We start from the raw sequence: 19,422 nt of genomic DNA, 5'->3' as shown, positions 1-19,422 counted from the left end.
CACCTGTCTACCATGTCCCCGGACTGTACAGTGGGAGAGGGCCGGGGTGAGGGGAAAATTACAGCTCCGGTTCAAATCCTTCAAACCGCGACCCTTTGTAACTCAGCGTGCCTTTCTCCCCCACCGTCAGCTGGTGGTACTGCTGCGCCTCCAGGCGGAAGGTCATCTCCAGCCCGCCGGTTTCCGGCTTAAAGCTCGCTTCATAGCGCATCGTTGTGCCCGCTGGCGTCACCTGCTGCTGGCGGGAGCGGCGGTCGTTAAGCGGCTTCTCACGCTTGTTCGTCACCACCACGCGCTTTTGCATCAGCGGCGCGGCGTCATTGTCGGCCTTCTCACGGCGCTGCTGCACGAAGCGAAACGAGGCGGCAATGACGATAATCGCCACCACGATAATGAAAAACAGCGGCATCTTGCTCATTGAAAAGTCCCATCAGATTATGCGGAATTCAGGATACCTCGCCTGCCCCGGCATTGCCAAACGCCCGCTCGCGTCACTACACTGGATCAGGAACTGATCATTCAGCCTCAACAGTTACAGGGAGTTAATATGCTTTGGTCATTTATCGCTGTCTGTTTTTCCGCATGGCTTTACGTCGATGCGTCCTACCGTGGCCCAGCCTGGCAGCGCTGGTTGTTTAAACCCGTCACGCTATTACTCCTGCTGTTGCTTGCCTGGCAGGCCCCGATGTTTAACGCCGTTAGCTATCTTGTCCTCGCGGGGCTGTGTGCTTCCCTGATTGGCGATGCCTTAACCCTGCTGCCGCGCCAGCGCCTGCTGTACGCCGTGGGGGCGTTCTTCCTGTCGCATCTGCTCTATACCATCTACTTTGCCAGCCAGATGACGCTCTCCTTCTTCTGGCCGCTGCCGCTGGTGCTGCTGGTGATTGGCGCCCTGCTGATCGCGGTGATCTGGTCGCGTCTGGAAGAGATGCGTCTCCCGGTCTGTACGTTTATCGCCATGACGCTGGTGATGGTGTGGCTGGCGGGCGAGCTGTGGTTCTTCCGTCCGACCGCTCCGGCAATGTCTGCGTTCTTCGGTGCCGCACTGTTGCTGTTGGGTAATATCGTCTGGCTGGGCAGCCACTATCGCCGCCGCTTCCGTGCGGATAATGCGATTTCCGCCGCCTGTTACTTTGCCGGACACTTCCTGATTGTGCGTTCGCTGTATATCTAAATAACGCTTGACTCTGGAGTCGACTCCAGAGTGTATGCTGCGGTTAATGAGAAAATTATCATTACCGGAGACTGCCATGTCGACTCCAGAAATACCTAAAAAAGTTCCCCAATTCTCGGCACTTAAGCTCAGCCCGGTTCCGCCAAAAGAGGACTGCTGCTGCGAGGGCGCGTGCGAAACCCGGACCGAAGCGCTGCCTGAAAACGGCAATCACTACAGCTGGGTGGTCAACGGCATGGACTGCGCGGCCTGCGCCCGCAAAGTGGAAAATGCGGTGAAGCAGGTGCCGGGTGTGAACCACGTTCAGGTGCTGTTCGCTACCGAAAAGCTGCTGGTCAGCGCCGAAAACGACGTCAGCAGACAGGTTGAAGCCGCCGTCAGCAAAGCGGGTTATACCCTGCGCAGCGAAACGACGCCCGCAGAAAAAACGTCCCCGCTAAAAGAAAATCTGCCCCTTATCACCCTCATCATCATGATGGCCCTGAGCTGGGGGCTGGAGCAGTTCAACCACCCGTTCGGCAACCTGGCGTTTATCGCCACCACGCTGGTTGGCCTGTTCCCGATTGCGCGTCAGGCGCTGCGTCTGATGAGAAGCGGCAGCTGGTTTGCCATTGAAACGCTGATGAGCGTGGCGGCTATCGGGGCGCTGTTTATTGGCGCGACGGCGGAAGCGGCGATGGTGCTGCTGCTGTTCCTGATCGGCGAACGCCTTGAGGGCTGGGCGGCGAGCCGGGCGCGCAAAGGGGTGAGCGCGCTGATGGCGCTAAAGCCGGAAACCGCCACGCGCGTGATAAACGGTACTCGTGAAACAGTCGCCATCAACACCCTGCGCCCGGGCGACGTGATTGAAGTGCCCGCAGGCGGACGTCTGCCAGCCGATGGGGTCCTTGTTACCGCCACCGCGAGCTTTGACGAAAGCGCCCTAACCGGGGAATCCATTCCGGTGGAGCGTGCGGCAGGCGAAAAGGTGCCTGCGGGCGCCACCAGCGTCGACCGGCTGGTGCTGCTGACGGTCCTTTCCGAACCGGGCGACAGCGCCATCGACCGCATCCTCAGGCTGATTGAAGAGGCCGAGGAGCGCCGCGCGCCGGTAGAACGCTTTATCGATCGCTTCAGCCGGATTTACACCCCCGCCATCATGCTGGTGGCGCTGCTGGTCACCGTCGTCCCGCCGCTGTTCTTCGGCGCGCCGTGGGAGGGCTGGATTTACAAAGGGCTGACGCTGCTGCTGATCGGCTGTCCGTGTGCGCTGGTGATCTCCACCCCGGCGGCGATTACCTCAGGGCTGGCGGCGGCGGCACGTCGCGGGGCGCTGATTAAGGGCGGCGCGGCGCTGGAGCAGCTGAGCCAGATTCAGCACATCGCCTTCGATAAAACCGGCACGCTGACCGTCGGCAAGCCGCAGGTAACCGGCGTGTATCCGCAGGACATCAGTGAAGACGCCCTGCTGACGCTGGCCGCTGCCGTGGAGCAGGGTTCCACCCACCCTCTGGCGCAGGCGATTGTGCGTGAAGCGCAGTCGCGCGGGTTGAACATCCCTCCGGCAACCGCTCAGCGAGCGCTGGTCGGGTCAGGGATTGAGGCTGTGGTCGAAGGCAAAAAAGTGCTGATCGCCGCAGCAGGCGCGTTCGCGAATCCACAGGTTGAGGCATTAGAGCAGGCCGGGCAGACGGTTGTTGCCGTGATGCAGGACGGTGTGCCGATGGGCATGCTGGCGCTGCGCGACACCCTGCGTGACGATGCGAAAGACGCCGTCGACGCGCTGCACAGGCTGGGGATACAGGGCGTGATCCTGACCGGTGATAACCCGCGCGCGGCGGCGGCGATTGCCGGTGAGCTGGGGCTGGCGTTTAAGGCCGGATTGTTGCCTGCGGATAAAGTCAGCGCGGTAACCGAGCTGAACGGTCATGCCCCGCTGGCGATGGTCGGGGACGGGATAAACGATGCCCCGGCAATGAAGGCTTCCACCATCGGCATTGCGATGGGTAGCGGCACCGACGTGGCGCTGGAGACCGCCGACGCGGCGCTGACGCACAACCGCCTGACCGGGCTGGCGCAGATGATAGATCTTGCGCGGGCGACGCGGGCCAATATTCGGCAGAACATCGGCATTGCGCTGGGTCTGAAGGGGATTTTCCTGGTCACCACGCTGCTCGGTATGACCGGACTGTGGCTGGCGGTACTGGCGGATACGGGGGCGACGGTGCTGGTGACGGCGAACGCGTTGCGGCTGTTGCGCCGTCGGTAAAAATGCCCGGTGGCGGCTACGCCTTACCGGGCCTACAACATCTCCGAACCGTAACCGTAGGCCGGGTAAGGCGTAGCCGCCACCCGGCATAAAACGGCGTCACTGCATCCCTAGCACCCCCGGCAACCACAATGATATCGCCGGGATGTATGTCACCATCCCCAGCACTACCAGCAACATACCGTAAAACGGCAGCATCGCCCGCACCACGTGCTCGATCTTCTGCTTACTTACCGCGCTCGCCACGAACAGCACCGACCCGACCGGCGGCGTGATCAGCCCAATCCCCAGGTTCACCATCATGATCATTCCGAAATGCACCGGATCGATCCCCAGCGAGTTGGTCACCGGCAGCAGTACCGGGGTCAGGATCAGGATGATCGGCGCCATGTCCATTAGCGTGCCAATCAGCAGCAGCATGATGTTGAGGTACATGAGGATCACGTATTTGTTATCGGACAGCGACGTGAAGAATTCGGTGATGCGCATCGGCAGCTGCATGTAGGTCATTACCGCGCCAAACGCCGCGGCAAAGCCAATCAAAATCATCACGATGGTGACGGTTTTCACCGTGCGGCACATCAGCTTCGGCAGTTCATTCCACTTGTAATCGCGGTAAATGAACATGGTGACGAAGAACGCCCACAGGCAGGCCACGGCGGCAGATTCGGTCGCCGTGAATATCCCGGACAAGATCCCGCCGAGGATAATCACCACCGTCATCAGCCCCCACAGGGCATCGAGCATGATTTTCAGCGCCTGCCTGAACGGGATTTTGTCCCCTTTCGGATAGCCGCGCTTGCGGGCGAAGCACAGGCAGAGCACCATCAGGCTCACGCCCAGCAGCAGGCCCGGCAGCACGCCCGCGATAAACAGCGTGGCGATGGAGACCGTTCCCCCTGCCGCCAGGGAGTAAATCACCGAGTTGTGGCTGGGCGGGATCAGGATCGCCTGCACCGACCCGCTGGCCGTCACCGCCGCCGCGTATTCGCGCGGATAGCCCTTCTTCTCCATCTCCGGGATCATCACGCTGCCGATAGACGCCGTATCCGCCACCGACGAGCCGGAAATCGCGCCGAAGAACGTTGATGCCACGATGTTCACCAGCGACAGCCCGCCGCGAATAAAGCCGACAAAAACGTACGCGAAGTTGACCAGCCGTCGGGCAATGCCCCCTTCCGCCATGATCGCCCCGGCAAGAATGAAGAACGGGATCGCCAGCAGGGTAAATTTATTCACCCCGCTGGTGATCTGGATCATCAGCGCCTCCAGCGGCAGGTCAATCCACAGCGCGCCCGCCACGGCGCTTAAGCCGACGGCGAAGGCCACCGGCATCCCCAGCGCCAGCAAAATGGCGAGGGTGAATAACAAAACAAACGCATCCATTGTTCACCCCTTAACTGTGATTGCCGATCAGCACGACCGGACGGTTTTCCTGCGAGCCAAACAGCAGGCGTTCAAGCACAAACAGGATCAAAATGGCCGACCCGACAGGTAGCGGCAGATAGCTTTCGCCGGAGGTCAGAAGCGGAAACTCCGCCACCGGCTGCTCCCACAGCTCGACGCACAGCCAGTAGCTGTACCAGCACATCAGGGCTGAAATCAGCAGCATCAGCAGATCCACCATCCGCGCGCACACTCTTTGCAGCGACGCGGGCAGGCGGTCGGTGAGCATGTTGACCGCAATATGCGACCCGGCGCGGTAGCTCACCGCCGCGCCGATAAAGGTAAACGTCACCATGCAGATAATGGCGATCGGCTCCGGCCAGGATTCGCCGCGATTAAGCACGTAGCGTGAAAAAATGCCGATGGGGATGACAATCGTCATCACCAACAGCGAAATACCTGCCACCGCCATGGCGAACAGGTACAGACGGTCCATCCACTTCAGGTAGAGTTCGGACATACGTACTCCGGTTTACTGGACGTCAGCGATGGCTTTCATCAGATCCTGATGCTTATCGCCATACTGCGCGCGCACCGGCTCTGTCGCCTTGATAAACACCGTTTTATCGATGTCGTGGAACTGCACCCCGCCGGCCTTCATTTTCGCCAGCGCCTGGTCGTTATACGCATTCCACAGCTTGCGCTGCTCGAACTGCGCTTCGCGGGCCAGCACCAGGATCTTTTGCTGTTCGTCAGCGCTGAGCTTGTCCCATTTCACTTTGGAATAGAGCAGCATTTCCGGGGTGATGAAGTGGCCGCTCAGCGTGTAGTTTTTGGCGACCGGCATATAGTTGTGGGCGATAAAGGTTGGCGGGTTGTTCTCCGCGCCGTCGATCACCCCGGTCTGCATGCCGCTGTAAACCTCGCTGACGCCCATCGCCACCGAGTTCGCCCCCATCGCTTTCAGCGTGGCCAGCGCCACCGGGCTGCCCTGCACGCGGATTTTCTTCCCTTTCAGATCGTCCGGTTTGACGATCGGCTCTTTGGTGATCAGGTTACGGGTGCCGGAATCCATCCAGCCAAGGAAGACCAGACGCGATTTCGGGTTGGCGGTGAGTTTGTCGCCGATCTGCTTGCCGATATCCCCGTCGATCACCTTGTGCATGTGGTCTTCATCGCGGAATACGTAGGGCAGCGTAAACACTTCGATATCCGGCAGAATGGCAGCCACCGGCGCCATAGAGACGCGGATCATGTCGATCGCCCCCATCTGCGCCTGCTCAATCATCTGCTTTTCATCCCCCAGCACGCCGCCGGGGAAGACCTTAATCTCCAGCTTGCCATCGGTTTGTTGTTTGAGTTTTTCACCCATGTGCTGAACCGCCACCACGTTCGGGTAGCCTTCGGGATGCACATCGGCGGCTTTGATGGTCTGGGCAGAAACGGTGCAGGCAAAAGCAGACAGGCACAGCGCGGCCAGTAACGGCTTGAGGGTCGTTTTCATTGAGTCAACTCCAGGGTAGTGAGATAAGCGTTAAAACGGTGTTTTAGTTTTTGACGCTTAAAAATTAGACTACGGCTGGAAAAGGGAGGGTGAAGCGCCTCACAAAAGCGCGAAATTTTGAAACGATGGTTCGAAATTGTGATGAGTACTTGTCGGGTGGCGGCTGCGCCTTACCCGACCTACTACACCCGTAGGCCCGTGCAAGCGAAGCGCCGCCGGGCGTCAGGCCGCACTTACCCCTTACGAATCAAATACCGGTACGGCAAGGTCTCGGTTTGCTGCGCCACCAGTTCATGTTCCATAAAGGTACAAAAGCCGGGGATATCACGGGTGGTAGCCGGGTCGTCAGCGACGATCAGCAGCGTTTCGCCGGTCTGCATGTTGCGCACGGTTTTGCGCACCATCATTACCGGCTCCGGGCAACGGAGGCCCTGAGCATCAAGCGTGTGGTCTGGGCTGGAAAACAGGTCGGTCATTTTCTTCTCGTTCAGGTAAAAACGGCTGTAGTTTACGCCCCGCTATCGCCAATGCAAACCAGGTTAACGATTGCGTGAAAATTAGCCATTGCAAAGTGTCGTCAAAGCAGTATCATGCGGCGGCTTTATTGGGTTCCCTCACCCCAAATATTAATCAAAAAGGTACAATATGAACTCCTTTACACAATCGCAGCGCGTCAAGGCGTTATTCTGGCTTTCGCTATTTCATCTGCTGGTGATCATCTCCAGTAACTATCTGGTACAGCTCCCCATCTCCATTTTTGGTTTCCATACCACCTGGGGCGCGTTCAGTTTCCCGTTTATTTTCCTCGCGACGGATTTAACCGTGCGTATTTTTGGCGCACCGCTGGCGCGGCGGATTATTTTTGCGGTGATGATCCCGGCACTGTTTGTCTCCTACGCCATCTCCTCGCTGTTTTACATGGGCAGCTGGCAGGGCTTCGAAGCGCTGACGCACTTCAACCTGTTCGTCGCGCGTATTGCCACCGCCAGCTTTATGGCTTATGCCCTGGGGCAGATCCTCGATGTCCACGTGTTTAACCGCCTGCGTCAAAACCATCGCTGGTGGATGGCACCAACGGCCTCCACGCTGTTCGGTAACGTGAGCGATACGCTGGCCTTCTTCTTCATCGCCTTCTGGCGCAGCCCGGACGCCTTCATGGCAGAACACTGGATGGAAATCGCTCTGGTGGACTACGCCTTTAAGGTGCTTATCAGCCTGGTTTTCTTCCTGCCGATGTACGGCGTGCTGTTGAATATGCTGCTGAAAAGGCTGGCAGATAAATCTGAAATCTCCGCATTGCAGGCAGGTTAAGGGTTCGCTTTATCAGTTGTGATAAGATGAACGAATGAGCCGTTATGGCCGTTTATCGAAAGGAAGAAGTCAATGCGCAATCTGGTTAAATATGTCGGGATTGGCCTGCTGGTTGTTGGCCTTGCAGCCTGTGATAACAGCGACACCAAAACGCCTGCTCAGGGCGCGTCAGCAGAAAGCAACGCCACCGGTCAGCCGGTGAGCCTGATGGATGGCAAACTCAGTTTCTCTCTGCCTGCGGACATGACCGACCAGAGCGGTAAGCTGGGTACCCAGGCGAACAACATGCACGTCTATTCCGATGCCACCGGCCAAAAAGCGGTGATTGTGATCGTCGGTGACGATACCAGCGAAGATCTGGGCGTGCTGGCCAAACGCCTGGAAGATCAGCAGCGCAGCCGCGACCCGCAGCTTCAGGTGGTCACCAACAAGTCTGTTGAACTGAAAGGCCACACGCTGCAACAGCTGGACAGCATCATCTCTGCCAAAGGCCAGACCGCCTACTCCTCCGTGGTGCTCGGCAAGGTGGACAATAAACTGCTGACCATGCAGATCACCCTGCCGGCAGACAATCAGCAGAAAGCGCAGACCGCCGCTGAAAACATCATTAACACCCTCGTGATCCAGTAATCGTTCACCAGGATGCCGTGGCCTCCGTCGCTTGCGCCGGGGGCCATTTTTTTGCCACGACTTTCAGACTAACACGCCAGACGAAGCCCATCCGGCGCACTACAATTAACACGCCCCCCGGAAAAAGGAATTCTTATGACTGCCAGCCCGCCCGACAAAGCCGGACTTCATATTTTATTAAAACTTGCCTGTTTGGTGGTTATCCTTGCGGGTATCCACGCGGCGGCGGATATCATTGTTCAGCTTCTGCTGGCGCTGTTTTTCGCCATTGTGCTCAACCCGCTGGTGACATGGTTTTTACGCCGGGGCATCAGCCGCCCGGTCGCGATTACCATTGTGGTGATGGTGATGCTGGTTGTCCTGACGGCGCTGTTCGGCGTGCTCGCCGCCTCGCTGAGCGAATTTTCCACCATGCTGCCGCAGTACAATAAAGAGCTGACGCGCAAGCTGGTCGATCTTCAGCGCATGTTGCCGTTCGTGAATCTGCATATCTCACCGGAACGGATGCTGCGTCGGATGGATTCCGAGAAGGTGATGACCTACGCCACCACGTTGATGACCGGGCTTTCCGGGGCAATGGCCAGCATTCTGCTGCTGGTGATGACGGTGGTGTTTATGCTGTTCGAAGTGCGCCACGTGCCGTATAAACTGCGTTTTGCCCTGAACAATCCTCAGATCCACATTGCCGGCTTGCACCGCGCGCTGAAGGGCGTATCCAAATATCTGGCGCTGAAAACGCTGTTAAGCCTGTGGACCGGCGTGATCGTCTGGCTGGGGCTGGTACTGCTGGACGTGCAGTTCGCGCTGATGTGGGGCGTGCTGGCCTTTTTACTAAACTACGTACCCAATATCGGCGCGGTGCTTTCCGCCGTTCCGCCGATGATCCAGGCGTTCCTGTTTAACGGTTTTTATGAGTGCATGCTGGTAGGGGCGCTGTTCCTTGTCGTGCATATGGTGCTGGGTAACATTCTCGAGCCGCGCATGATGGGCCATCGTCTGGGCATGTCGACGATGGTGGTGTTTTTATCGTTACTGATCTGGGGATGGCTGCTGGGTCCGGTGGGCATGCTGCTCTCCGTGCCGCTCACCAGCGTCTGTAAAATCTGGATGGAAACCACGAAAGGAGGCAGTAAACTCGCCATTCTTCTGGGTCCGGGTCGGCCAAAAAGCCGTTTGCCGGGATAACCGGGTGGAAAGGGTCAAAAGTGACGTTTATTCGCCAGCGCGACGACAACATTGTACGATGTGCGCAGCAAATCGCGCTGGCGAAGAAAAAGTCACAGAAACAGGTTTATCGCGGACGCGCGTAGATGAAATTTACACTTACCCTTATCGACTGGCAGGCAAGAGCGCCAGGACTCAGCGATGCCGACGAATGGCAGGCATGGTCACGCCGGTCTGACGCCATCGATCCCGCTGCACCGCTGGCGAAACTGACCGATCTGCCGATGATGACCGCCCGCCGCCTGAATTCAGGCAGCAGGCTGGCCGTCGATCTTGGCCTGATGATGCTGCGCAAACACCGCATCGATGCCGTCGTCTACAGCAGCCGTCATGGGGAGCTGGAGCGCAATTTCCGTATTCTCCAGGCCCTGGCGGCAGAACAGCCCGTTTCCCCCACCGATTTTGCCATGTCGGTACACAACTCGGCGGTCGGCAATCTCACTATCGCCGCGCGTCAGCCTGTTGTCTCTTCGTCGGTTTCCGCCGGTATGGATACCTTCCAGCAGAGCTTGTGCGACGTGCTGAGCCTGCTGCATGCGGGCTACTCCCGCGTGTTGCTGGTGGATTTCGACGGTCTGCTGCCTGATTTTTATCACGCCGGGCTGCCGCCGCAGATGCCCGTCTGGCCCTACGCGCTGGCGCTGGTGATTGAGGCGGGAAATACGCTCAGCTGTGAAACGCACGTCAACCGCACGCCTGAAGAGCCCGCGCTGCCGCAAAGCCTCCAGTTCCTGCGCCATTACCTGCGGGACGAGCGCCAGTTTACCCTGCCGGGCGAGCGCCTGCTGTGGCAATGGACGCGCCAATGAGAGGGTTACGTTCCCGCCTCGATCGGGTATGGCGGATGCTGATGACCGGATTGTGTTTCGTCCTGTTCGGCCTCGGCGGGCTGACGCTGTCGCTGGTGTGGTTTAACCTGCTGCTGATTTTCCAGCGCGACCGCACTCAACGTCGCCGCCTGGCACGCCGCACTATTTCTGCCAGTTTTCGCCTGTTCCTCGCGGTGGTACGCGGTGCAGGGGTACTGGATTACCGTTTCAACAACCTGGACGTTCTGCGCGCCGAGCGGGGCTGTCTGGTGATTGCGAATCATCCCTCGCTGCTGGACTACGTTCTGCTGGCGTCGGTGATGAACGAAACCGACTGTCTGGTGAAAAGCGCGTTGCTGCGTAACCCGTTCGTCAGCGGCGTGATCCGCGCGGCTGACTATCTGATTAACAGCGAAGCCGACACGCTGCTTGCCGCAAGCCAGCTGCGTCTGGCCCAGGGCGACACCCTGCTTATCTTCCCTGAAGGCACCCGCACCCGGGTGGGGGAAGCCATGACCCTGCAACGTGGGGCGGCAAATATCGCCGTTCGCTGCAACAGCGCCGTGCGCGTGGTGGTGATCCACTGTAGTGAACGGATGCTGGATAAACAGAGCAGCTGGTATAACGTGCCCCCCAACAAACCTGTTTTCACCGTGGATGTTCGCGAACGCATCAACATTCATGATTTTTATGATGCGAGTCAGCACGAACCCGCGCTGGCAGCAAGGCAGTTAAACCGGCATATGCAGCATCAGTTAACAACCGGTCTTCAATCTTTGTCAGGAACGAAAGATGCAAGCGCTCTATCTTGAAATTAAGAATCTCATTATCTCTACGCTGAATCTGGAAGAACTTACCCCAGAGGATATTGATACAGACGCCGCGCTCTTTGGCGACGGTCTCGGTCTGGACTCAATCGACGCCCTTGAGCTGGGTCTGGCGGTAAAAAATCAGTACGGCGTAGTGCTTTCTGCCGAAAGTGACGAGATGCGTCAGCACTTCTATTCCGTTGCCACGCTCGCGGCTTTTATCCATCAACAACGCGCCTGAGAATGACCGCTATGACAGAACAACAAACGATTTATCAGGAAGTCTCTGCGCTTCTTATTACGCTGTTTGAAATCGCCCCGGAGGATATTACCCCTGAGGCACGTCTTTACGAGGATCTGGATCTCGACAGCATTGATGCCGTCGATATGGTGGTGCACCTGCAAAAGAAAACGGGCCATAAAATCAAGCCCGAAACCTTCAAAGCGGTGCGCACGGTGCAGGACGTCGTGGACGTTGTGGAACAGCTTCAGCGCGACGCGTAACGTGCGTTCGATTCCAGTTCTTCCCGCCCTGACGGGGCTGATGCTGCTGGCATGGCCGTTTTTGATCGGCTTCGGGCTGGCGAATAATAGCCTGCACGGGATACTGCCCGTGATGGCGCTGGTGCTGCTGTTGCGCGTCTGCCAGGCCCGTCGGCAGGGCGGCCCCCTGCGTTATCTGTTCGTGAGCGTGGCGCTGGCCGGCATAGCACTTTGCGCGGCGAGCTACGTCCTGCACGCGCACCAGTGGGTGCTGTTATATCCGGTGGTGGTGAATCTGGTGATGCTGGTGGTGTTTGGCGGTTCGCTGTGGACGGCAATGCCTGTTGTTGAACGGCTGGCGCGCCTGCGTGAACCGGATCTCTCCCCCGTCGGGGTACGTTACACGCGCCGGGTTACCCAGGTCTGGTGCGGCTTTTTTATTATCAACGGGGCGATCGCGCTGTTTACCGTATTACACGCCGATATCCGTCTGTGGACGCTGTGGAATGGGATGATTGCCTATCTCCTGATGGGCACGCTGATGGCTGGCGAGTGGGTGGTGCGACAACGGGCGATGAAAAACGATGCTTAACCCTCTTCCGCTTAGCCAGTGGCTCAGTGCGCCCCGCCCTGACGACACCCCTGTCGCCTGGCAGGACGACCATCTCTGGACGCTTGGCGATCTGCGCCACGACGTCACTCAGTTGGTCGACACGCTGCGTCGTGAAGATGGCGAGCGCTGGGCGTTGTGCATCGAAAACGGTTATCTGTTTATTGTCGCGCTGCTGGCGACGCTGCATGCGGGTAAAACGCCGGTCCTCCCCGGGCACAGCCGGGCGGCGCAGCTTAACGAACAGCGGGCGCTGTTCAGCGGCGTCCTGAGCGACACCACGCTCGATTTTCAGGGGCGACAGCTGCGGGTGGCTTCCGCGCAGCGGGCAGGCCATCCCTTTTCACCGCTGCCTGCCATCGGTGAGACGCGCACGATCGAGCTTTACACCTCCGGCTCGACCGGCACGCCGCAGCGGGTAAGTAAGCCGGTGGTCAGCCTTGATCGTGAGGCTCGTCTGCTGGCGGCGCATTTTGGCGAGCGTCTGGCGGGCTGTCACGTCGTGGCTTCCGTGGTGCTGCACCACCTGTATGGCCTGACGTTTCGTGTTGTCTTACCCATGGCGCTCGGCCTGCCGCTGCATGCCAGCCTGCTCAACTATGCCGAGCAGCTCTCTGCCCTTCCCGACGATAAACGCTACCTTTTCATCAGCAGTCCGGCGTTTCTCAAGCGGCTGGACGCGTCGCTGACGCCGCCCCCCGTCAACCTGCTCGTCTCCGCCGGCGGCGCGCTGCCCTGGCAGGAGGTCGCCGCGGTTCAGGCCTGGCTCAACGTCTGGCCGGATGAAATATACGGCAGCACGGAAACGGGCGTAATGGCCTGGCGCTACCGTCAGGAGGAAAGCACGCGCTGGCAGCCTTTTCCCGGCGTGGCGTTTCACGGCGATCGCGTGATATCGCCGCTGATCCCCGAGGCGGAGGGAATCGTGCTGGATGATATCCTGCACTTCACGGCTGACGGGCAGTTCAGCCTCGTCGGGCGTCGTGGTCGGGTGGTCAAAATTGAAGATAAGCGCATTTCGCTCGATGACATTGAGCGCCGCCTGTTGGCGTTGGACGGCATCCGCGAGGCCGCCGCGCTGACGGTGACGCGCGGCGGGCGTCAGGGCATTGGCGTATTGCTGGTGCTGAATGAAGCGGTGCGTCAGCAACACGAACAGAGCAAAACAGCGCAGGAGCTCGCCTGGCGACGCGCCCTTCGCCCCTGGCTTGAACCGGTTGCCGTACCGCGCTACTGGCGGATCGTTGATGAAATCCCGGTCAACAGCATGAACAAGCGCGTGACTGCGCAGCTACAGGAGTTGTTTCATGAAGATCCCTGAAATCGGGCGCCTCCAACCCGATCCACAGCATCTGGAGATAACCTTTTATCTTGATCCTGACCTGCTCTGGTTTAAGGGACATTTCGCCGTACAGCCGCTGCTGCCGGGCGTGGCGCAGCTCGACTGGGTGATGCATTACGCCGCCGCGCTGGCGTCGGGCTACCGTTTTCACAGTATTCAGAACGTGAAGTTCGCCGCCCCGCTGTTGCCGGAGAACACGGTCACGCTGCTCCTTGCCTGGCAGCCTGAACGCCAGTTGCTGACCTTTAGCTACCAGCGCCATGCGGGTAACGAGCGCCACACCGCCAGCAGCGGGAAGATTCGCTTATGTCAGTAACCTTCCGTCCCTGCGTGCTGATCCCCTGCTACAACCACGGGGCGATGATGGCTTCGGTGCTGGCGCGCCTGGCACCTTTCGATCTGCCCTGTCTGGTGGTGGACGACGGCAGCGATGAAACCACGCGCCGCACGCTTGAAGCGCTGGCGGCGGATCGTCCGCAGATGACACTGCTGCGGCTGGCCGAAAACAGCGGCAAAGGCGCGGCGGTGATGCAGGGGCTGAAAGCCTGCGCCGATCGCGGCTTCACCCACGCCGTTCAGGTGGACGCTGACGGCCAGCACGCTATCGAGGACATTCCCAAACTGCTGGCGCTGGCCGGGCGTCATCCCGATGCGCTCATTTCCGGGCAGCCCGTTTACGATGACTCAATCCCCCGTTCGCGCCTGTACGGGCGCTGGATAACGCACGTCTGGGTCTGGATTGAAACCCTCTCCCTGCAACTGAAAGACAGCATGTGCGGGTTTCGCGTTTACCCGATAGCCCCGGTTCTGCGCCTTGCAGCAACCACGCCGCTCGGCAGGCGAATGGATTTTGATACCGAAGTGATGGTGCGCCTCTACTGGCAGGGCAACACCAGCTATTTTCTGCCCACCCGCGTGACCTATCCGCCGGACGGGGTATCCCATTTTGATGCCCTGAAAGACAACGTGCGCATCTCGTTGATGCATACCCGTCTGTTTCTCGGCATGCTGCCGCGCATTCCTTCCCTGCTGATGCGTCGCCGCTCACAGCACTGGGCGCAGCAGCAGGAGGTAAAAGGATTATGGGGCATGCGCCTGATGCTGCGCGTCTGGCAGCTGCTAGGGCGTAAGGCGTTTACCGCCCTGCTGTGGCCGGTCACCGCCGTATACTGGCTGACCGCCCGTTCTGCGCGCCAGGCGTCGCAGCAGTGGCTGGCGCGGGTTAAAACGGTGATGGCACAGCGGCAAATGCCGCCCCTCGCGCGGCTAAACAGTTTTTCCCACTTCCTGCGCTTCGGTCATGCCATGCTGAATAAAGTGGCCAGCTGGCGCGGCGAAATGAAACTCCATCGCGATCTGGTCTTTGCGCCAGGCGCGCAGGAGGCGCTGGGGCTCGACGATCCTCAGGGCAAACTGCTGCTCGCGTCGCATCTTGGCGATGTGGAAGCCTGCCGGGCGCTGGCCCAGCGCGAAGGGGCGAAAACCATCAACGCGCTGGTCTTTAGCGACAACGCCAGACGCTTTAAGCAGGTGATGGAGGAGATGGCACCGCAGGCGGGCATTCACCTGATGCCGGTCACCGACATTGGCCCGGAGACTGCGATCCTCATTAAAGAGAAGCTGGATCGCGGCGAATGGGTGGCGATCGTGGGCGATCGCATCGCCGTCACCCCGCAGCGCGGCGGTAGCTGGCGGGTGATATGGAGCGAATTTATGGGCCAGCCCGCGCCGTTCCCGCAGGGGCCGTTTATCCTGGCGTCCATTTTGCGCTGCCCGGTGGTGCTGATTTTTGCCCTCTGCCAGCAGGGAAAGCTGACCTTGCACTGCGAGCCGTTTGCCGACCCGCTGCTGCTACCACGCGGCGAACGCCAGCAGGCGCTACAGCAGACCGTCGACCGCTATGCGCAGCGGCTGGAGCATTACGCGCTCTTGTCGCCGCTCGACTGGTTTAATTTTTTCGATTTCTGGCAGCTGCCAGAGGTCAACGAGAAGGAGTAAAGGGTGCTGACCGATCCCCGCTTTACGGCTGAAGTTGAAATCACCGTTCCGTTCCACGATGTCGATATGATGGGCGTGGTGTGGCACGGCAACTACTTCCGCTACTTTGAGATTGCCCGCGAAGCGCTGCTCAACCAGTTTGATTACGGCTATCGCCAGATGAAAGCGTCCGGCTACGTCTGGCCGGTGGTGGATACCCGGGTGAAATACCGCGACGCGGTGACCTTCGAGCAGCGCATTCGCGTCCGCGCCCACATTGAAGAGGTTGAAAACCGTCTGCGCATCGCCTATCAAATCTTCGACGCGCAAACCGGGAAACGCACCACCACCGGCTACACCATTCAGGTGGCGGTGGAAGAAGCAAGCCGGGAGATGTGCTTTGTCAGCCCGGCCATTCTGTTCGAACGCATGGGGATCGCGCCATGAAATGGATAACGCTACTCGCGCTGCTGGTAAGCCCGCTGGTGAACGCGGTCACGCTGGATGAACTGCAACAGCGGTTTGCGGAGCAACCGGTAGTGCGCGCACACTTCGAACAGATCCGCACGATCAAGGATATGCCTCAGCCCCTGCGCTCGCAGGGGGAGATGCTGATCGCCCGTGACAATGGCCTGCTGTGGGATCAAAAAGCGCCGTTCCCGATGACGCTGCTGCTGGATGACAAACGGATGGTGCAGATCGTCAACGGTCAGTCGCCGCAGACCATTACCGCCGACACTAACCCGCAGATGTTCCAGTTCAACCATCTGCTGCGGGCGCTGTTCCAGGCCGACCGCAAGGTGCTGGAAGAGAACTTCCGCGTCGATTTCAAAGACCTGGGCGAAGGCCGCTGGTCGCTGGTGCTGACGCCCGTCACCACGCCGCTGGACAAGATTTTCTCCACCCTTGATTTGAAGGGCGCGATCTATCTGGAATCCATTCGCCTGAACGATAAGCAGGGCGACACGACGGATATCGCCCTCTCCCGCCACCAACTGACGCCCGCCCGCCTGACCGATGCAGAACGCCAGCGCTTTGCCGCACCGTAACGCCCTGCGCCCGGCGCTGCTGTGGGCCGCGGTATGCCTGATCCTGTTGGGCGTGCTGCTGTCGCTGCTGCCCGGCGCGCGGCTGAACAGCAGCGTGCTCGCCATGCTGCCGAAACAGACGCTCGGCGCGATCCCTCCCGCTCTCAACGACGGATTTATGCAGCGCCTCGACCGCCAGCTCATCTGGCTGGTCAGCCCCGGCAAACAGCCGGACCCGCGCGTGGCGCAGCAGTGGTTAAGCCTGCTGCAACGCAGCCAGGCGCTGAGTGTCGTAAAAGGTCCGCTGGATGCCGCCGGGCAACAGGCCTGGGGAGATTTCTTCTGGCAACACCGCAATGGCCTGGTCGATCCGGCCACCCGCGCCCGCCTGCAAAACGGCGGTCAAGCACAGGCCCAGTGGATCCTGTCCCAGCTCTACTCCGCCTTTTCCGGCGTGAGCGGCAAGGAGCTGCAAAACGATCCGCTGATGCTGATGCGCGGCGCGCAGCTCGCGCTGGCGAAAAACAGCCAGAAGATGCAGCTGATGGACGGCTGGCTGGTGACAAAAGACGCGGCCGGGAACTACTGGTATCTGCTGCACGGCGAGCTGGCGGGCTCGTCGTTTGATATGCAGCAAACCCACCAGCTGGTGACCACCCTTAACGCGTTGCAGCAGACGCTGAAAAGCCAGTATCCACAGGCGCAGCTGCTCTCGCGCGGGACGGTGTTCTACAGCGATTACGCCAGCCAGCAGGCTAAAAAAGATATTTCCACGCTTGGCGTCGCCACGGTGCTCGGGGTGATCCTGCTGATTGTGTCGGTGTTTCGCTCCGTGCGTCCGCTGCTGCTGAGCCTGCTCTCCATTGCCATCGGCGCGCTGGCGGGGACGGTCGTGACGCTGCTGCTGTTCGGTGAACTGCACCTGATGACGCTGGTGATGAGCATGAGCATCATCGGCATCTCGGCGGACTATACGATTTACTACCTCACGGAGCGGATGGTGCACGGCGCGGAACACTCGCCCTGGCAAAGCCTGGCGAAAGTACGTAACGCGCTGCTGCTGGCGCTGCTGACCACCGTCGTGGCGTATCTCTTCATGATGCTGGCCCCCTTCCCCGGCATTCGTCAGATGGCGGTGTTCGCCGCCGCAGGGTTGAGCGCCTCGTGCCTGACGGTAATGTTCTGGCATCCGTGGTTATGTCGGGGCATGCCGGTCCGCCCGGTCCCCCTGAGAGGGATGATGCAGCGCTGGCTGAACGCCTGGCGCGACAGTAAACCCCTCTCTGTCGGGCTGCCGGTAGCGCTGGCGCTGCTCTCCGCCATCGGGATCGCCAGCCTGCGGGTGGATGACGATATCGCCCGGCTTCAGGCGCTGCCGCAGGACATTCTGGCGCAGGAAAAAACCATCACCGCCCTGACCGGGCAAAATGTCGATCAGAAGTGGTTCGTGGTGTACGGCGCGTCGGCTCAGGAAACGCTGGAGCGGCTGGAGGCGTTTACCCCGGCGCTGGCGCAGGCGCAAAAAGCCGGTGAATTAACCCGCTGGCGCACCCTGCCGCTGAACTCGCTGGCGCGGCAGAACAGCGATCTGCATCTTCTGCGTAACGCCGCGCCGACGGTGATGAAAATGCTGCAAAGCACGGGGCTGAAGACCAGTGAACCGAACCTGAACGCCATGCCTGTCAGCGTGGAAGCGTGGCTCGCCAGCCCGGCCAGCGAGGGCTGGCGTTTGCTGTGGCTGACGCTGCCGGACGGCAAAAGCGGTGTGCTGGTCCCGGTCGATGGCGTCAGAAACAGCGCCGCGCTCGGCGAACTGGCCGCCCGCCATCCCGGGGTCGTCTGGGTTGACCGTAAGGCCAGTTTCGACAGCCTGTTTGCGCTCTACCGCTCGCTGCTGACGGGGCTGCTGGGCGTGGCGCTGGCGGTGATTGCCTGCGGCGCGATGCTACGCCTCGGCTGGCGAAAAGGGGTGGTGGCGCTGGTGCCGTCCGTGCTGTCGCTGGGCGGCGGGCTGGCGGCGCTGGCCGTGACGGGCCATCCGGTGAACCTGTTTTCCCTGCTGGCGCTGGTGCTGGTCCTCGGCATTGGCATTAACTACACGCTGTTTTTCAGCAACCCGCGCGGTACGCCGCTGACCTCCATGCTGGCGATTACCCTCGCCATGATGACCACCCTGCTGACGCTGGGGCTGCTGGTGTTCAGCACCACTCAGGCCATCAGCAGCTTTGGCATTGTGCTGGTGAGCGGTATCTTCACCGCGTTCCTGCTCGCCCCGCTGGCGATGCCGTCTAACAAAGAGAACTTACCATGACCCGTTTCATTCGCCTGGCGGCAGTGATGATGGCCCTGTTGCTGGCGGGGTGTAGCCATACGACGAACCGCGATGACGCGCGCCCTCAGGCCTGGCTCCAGCCCGGCACCCGCGTCACGCTGCCCCCGCCGGGCATCACGCCTGCCATCCGCGCGCAGCAGTTGCTTACCGGCAGTTTTAAAGGCCAGACCCCGTCGCTGCTGGTGATGCTGAACGCCGATGAAAATAAAGTGACGCTTGCCGGCCTCTCCTCCGTCGGGATCCGCCTGTTCCTCGCCACCTACGACGACACCGGGATCCACACCGAGCAGTCGGTTGTGATGCCACAGCTGCCGCCCGCCAGCCAGGTGCTGGCCGACGTGATGCTGAGCCACTGGCCGCTCAGCGCCTGGCAGCAGCAGTTGCCGAAAGGCTGGACGCTGAACGATACTGACACCAGACGCGAACTGCGCAACCCCGAGGGCAAACTGGTCACGGAAATTGTCTACCTGAACCGTAACGGCAGGCGCGATCCGATTAGCATTGTGCAGCACGCTTTTCACTACCACATCACCATTCAATATCTGGGTGACTGAG

The 19,422-nt window shown here is 60.1% G+C and carries 22 protein-coding genes; 17 read left to right on the top strand and 5 right to left on the bottom strand.

Going from position 1 to position 19,422, the window contains the following annotated elements; genetic code table 11:
• Nucleotides 1-58: 58 nt before the first annotated feature.
• Nucleotides 59-418 carry a DUF2500 domain-containing protein gene (locus tag SK62_RS00675; RefSeq protein WP_017384123.1) on the bottom strand — a complete coding sequence of 120 codons (360 nt, stop codon included), beginning with the start codon at nt 416-418 and terminating at the stop codon, nt 59-61.
• A gap of 129 nt (nt 419-547) precedes the next feature.
• Here SK62_RS00675 and SK62_RS00670 point away from each other — a divergent pair, with 129 nt between their 5' ends.
• Nucleotides 548-1,174, top strand: a complete 627-nt coding sequence (locus SK62_RS00670; RefSeq protein WP_003861515.1) for a lysoplasmalogenase — start codon at nt 548-550, stop codon at nt 1,172-1,174.
• A gap of 76 nt (nt 1,175-1,250) precedes the next feature.
• Nucleotides 1,251-3,422, top strand: coding sequence for a Zn(II)/Cd(II)/Pb(II) translocating P-type ATPase ZntA (zntA, locus tag SK62_RS00665; protein WP_045614170.1), 2,172 nt, complete (start codon nt 1,251-1,253; stop codon nt 3,420-3,422).
• Between the two features lie 99 nt (nt 3,423-3,521).
• Here the strand turns inward: zntA and SK62_RS00660 are convergent, their stop codons facing one another.
• The 4 genes from SK62_RS00660 to tusA form a co-directional block, all read right to left on the bottom strand.
• A complete protein-coding gene (locus SK62_RS00660; protein WP_015571481.1) occupies nt 3,522-4,808 on the bottom strand; it encodes a TRAP transporter large permease in 1,287 nt (428 codons plus the stop codon).
• 10 nt (nt 4,809-4,818) lie between these two features.
• On the bottom strand, nt 4,819-5,328 hold the full coding sequence (locus SK62_RS00655) for a TRAP transporter small permease (protein WP_047718899.1): 510 nt from the start codon (nt 5,326-5,328) through the stop codon (nt 4,819-4,821).
• A 12-nt stretch (nt 5,329-5,340) separates the two neighbouring features.
• Nucleotides 5,341-6,312 carry a TRAP transporter substrate-binding protein gene (locus tag SK62_RS00650; protein WP_015571483.1) on the bottom strand — a complete coding sequence of 324 codons (972 nt, stop codon included), beginning with the start codon at nt 6,310-6,312 and terminating at the stop codon, nt 5,341-5,343.
• Nucleotides 6,313-6,545: 233 nt separating this feature from the next.
• Nucleotides 6,546-6,788, bottom strand: a complete 243-nt coding sequence (gene tusA, locus SK62_RS00645) for a sulfurtransferase TusA (RefSeq protein ID WP_017693840.1) — start codon at nt 6,786-6,788, stop codon at nt 6,546-6,548.
• 169 nt (nt 6,789-6,957) lie between these two features.
• On the opposite strand from tusA, the gene SK62_RS00640 reads away from it, so the two are divergent.
• The 15 genes from SK62_RS00640 to SK62_RS00570 all read left to right on the top strand — a co-directional run bounded on the left by SK62_RS00640 (nt 6,958) and on the right by SK62_RS00570 (nt 19,421).
• Entirely contained in the window at nt 6,958-7,623 is a 666-nt protein-coding gene (locus SK62_RS00640) for a 7-cyano-7-deazaguanine/7-aminomethyl-7-deazaguanine transporter (protein ID WP_003861274.1), read from the top strand.
• 72 nt (nt 7,624-7,695) lie between these two features.
• The gene (locus SK62_RS00635; protein ID WP_003861272.1) at nt 7,696-8,253 is read left to right on the top strand and encodes a DcrB family lipoprotein; all 558 of its coding nucleotides are present in this window, start codon (nt 7,696-7,698) and stop codon (nt 8,251-8,253) included.
• Nucleotides 8,254-8,388: 135 nt separating this feature from the next.
• Nucleotides 8,389-9,438 (top strand): AI-2E family transporter, encoded by a 1,050-nt coding sequence (locus SK62_RS00630; protein WP_003861270.1) that lies wholly within the window; start codon nt 8,389-8,391, stop codon nt 9,436-9,438.
• A gap of 125 nt (nt 9,439-9,563) precedes the next feature.
• On the top strand, nt 9,564-10,286 hold the full coding sequence (locus tag SK62_RS00625; protein WP_017384119.1) for a beta-ketoacyl synthase chain length factor: 723 nt from the start codon (nt 9,564-9,566) through the stop codon (nt 10,284-10,286).
• A complete protein-coding gene (locus SK62_RS00620) occupies nt 10,283-11,098 on the top strand; it encodes a lysophospholipid acyltransferase family protein (protein ID WP_017384118.1) in 816 nt (271 codons plus the stop codon). Before SK62_RS00625 ends, SK62_RS00620 begins: the two co-directional genes overlap by 4 nt.
• Nucleotides 11,079-11,336: a phosphopantetheine-binding protein gene (locus SK62_RS00615; RefSeq protein ID WP_003861263.1), complete on the top strand. Its 258-nt coding sequence runs from the start codon at nt 11,079-11,081 to the stop codon at nt 11,334-11,336. Before SK62_RS00620 ends, SK62_RS00615 begins: the two co-directional genes overlap by 20 nt.
• A gap of 11 nt (nt 11,337-11,347) precedes the next feature.
• Nucleotides 11,348-11,599 (top strand): acyl carrier protein, encoded by a 252-nt coding sequence (locus SK62_RS00610; protein ID WP_003861262.1) that lies wholly within the window; start codon nt 11,348-11,350, stop codon nt 11,597-11,599.
• Complete coding sequence (locus SK62_RS00605) at nt 11,571-12,170, top strand: COG4648 family protein (protein ID WP_023304569.1); 600 nt, start codon at nt 11,571-11,573, stop codon at nt 12,168-12,170. The genes SK62_RS00610 and SK62_RS00605 overlap by 29 nt, the downstream gene beginning before the upstream one ends.
• Nucleotides 12,163-13,509 (top strand): class I adenylate-forming enzyme family protein, encoded by a 1,347-nt coding sequence (locus tag SK62_RS00600; RefSeq protein ID WP_047718897.1) that lies wholly within the window; start codon nt 12,163-12,165, stop codon nt 13,507-13,509. Before SK62_RS00605 ends, SK62_RS00600 begins: the two co-directional genes overlap by 8 nt.
• Nucleotides 13,496-13,846 carry an ApeI family dehydratase gene (locus SK62_RS00595; RefSeq protein ID WP_017693835.1) on the top strand — a complete coding sequence of 117 codons (351 nt, stop codon included), beginning with the start codon at nt 13,496-13,498 and terminating at the stop codon, nt 13,844-13,846. The genes SK62_RS00600 and SK62_RS00595 overlap by 14 nt, the downstream gene beginning before the upstream one ends.
• Complete coding sequence (locus SK62_RS00590) at nt 13,837-15,528, top strand: glycosyltransferase family 2 protein (RefSeq protein WP_047718895.1); 1,692 nt, start codon at nt 13,837-13,839, stop codon at nt 15,526-15,528. Before SK62_RS00595 ends, SK62_RS00590 begins: the two co-directional genes overlap by 10 nt.
• A 3-nt stretch (nt 15,529-15,531) precedes the next feature.
• On the top strand, nt 15,532-15,954 hold the full coding sequence (locus tag SK62_RS00585) for an acyl-CoA thioesterase (RefSeq protein WP_006812302.1): 423 nt from the start codon (nt 15,532-15,534) through the stop codon (nt 15,952-15,954).
• Nucleotides 15,951-16,556 (top strand): outer membrane lipoprotein carrier protein LolA, encoded by a 606-nt coding sequence (locus SK62_RS00580; RefSeq protein ID WP_023323845.1) that lies wholly within the window; start codon nt 15,951-15,953, stop codon nt 16,554-16,556. The genes SK62_RS00585 and SK62_RS00580 overlap by 4 nt, the downstream gene beginning before the upstream one ends.
• On the top strand, nt 16,525-18,846 hold the full coding sequence (locus SK62_RS00575; RefSeq protein ID WP_047718892.1) for an MMPL family transporter: 2,322 nt from the start codon (nt 16,525-16,527) through the stop codon (nt 18,844-18,846). Before SK62_RS00580 ends, SK62_RS00575 begins: the two co-directional genes overlap by 32 nt.
• Nucleotides 18,843-19,421 carry a DUF3261 domain-containing protein gene (locus SK62_RS00570; protein WP_047718890.1) on the top strand — a complete coding sequence of 193 codons (579 nt, stop codon included), beginning with the start codon at nt 18,843-18,845 and terminating at the stop codon, nt 19,419-19,421. The genes SK62_RS00575 and SK62_RS00570 overlap by 4 nt, the downstream gene beginning before the upstream one ends.
• Nucleotide 19,422 lies beyond the last annotated feature (1 nt).

Origin of the sequence: Enterobacter sp. BIDMC109, from assembly GCF_001037885.1 — a bacterium.
Classification (GTDB): domain Bacteria; phylum Pseudomonadota; class Gammaproteobacteria; order Enterobacterales; family Enterobacteriaceae; genus Enterobacter; species Enterobacter hormaechei_C.
This window is presented reverse-complemented; position numbering and strand designations above follow the sequence as displayed.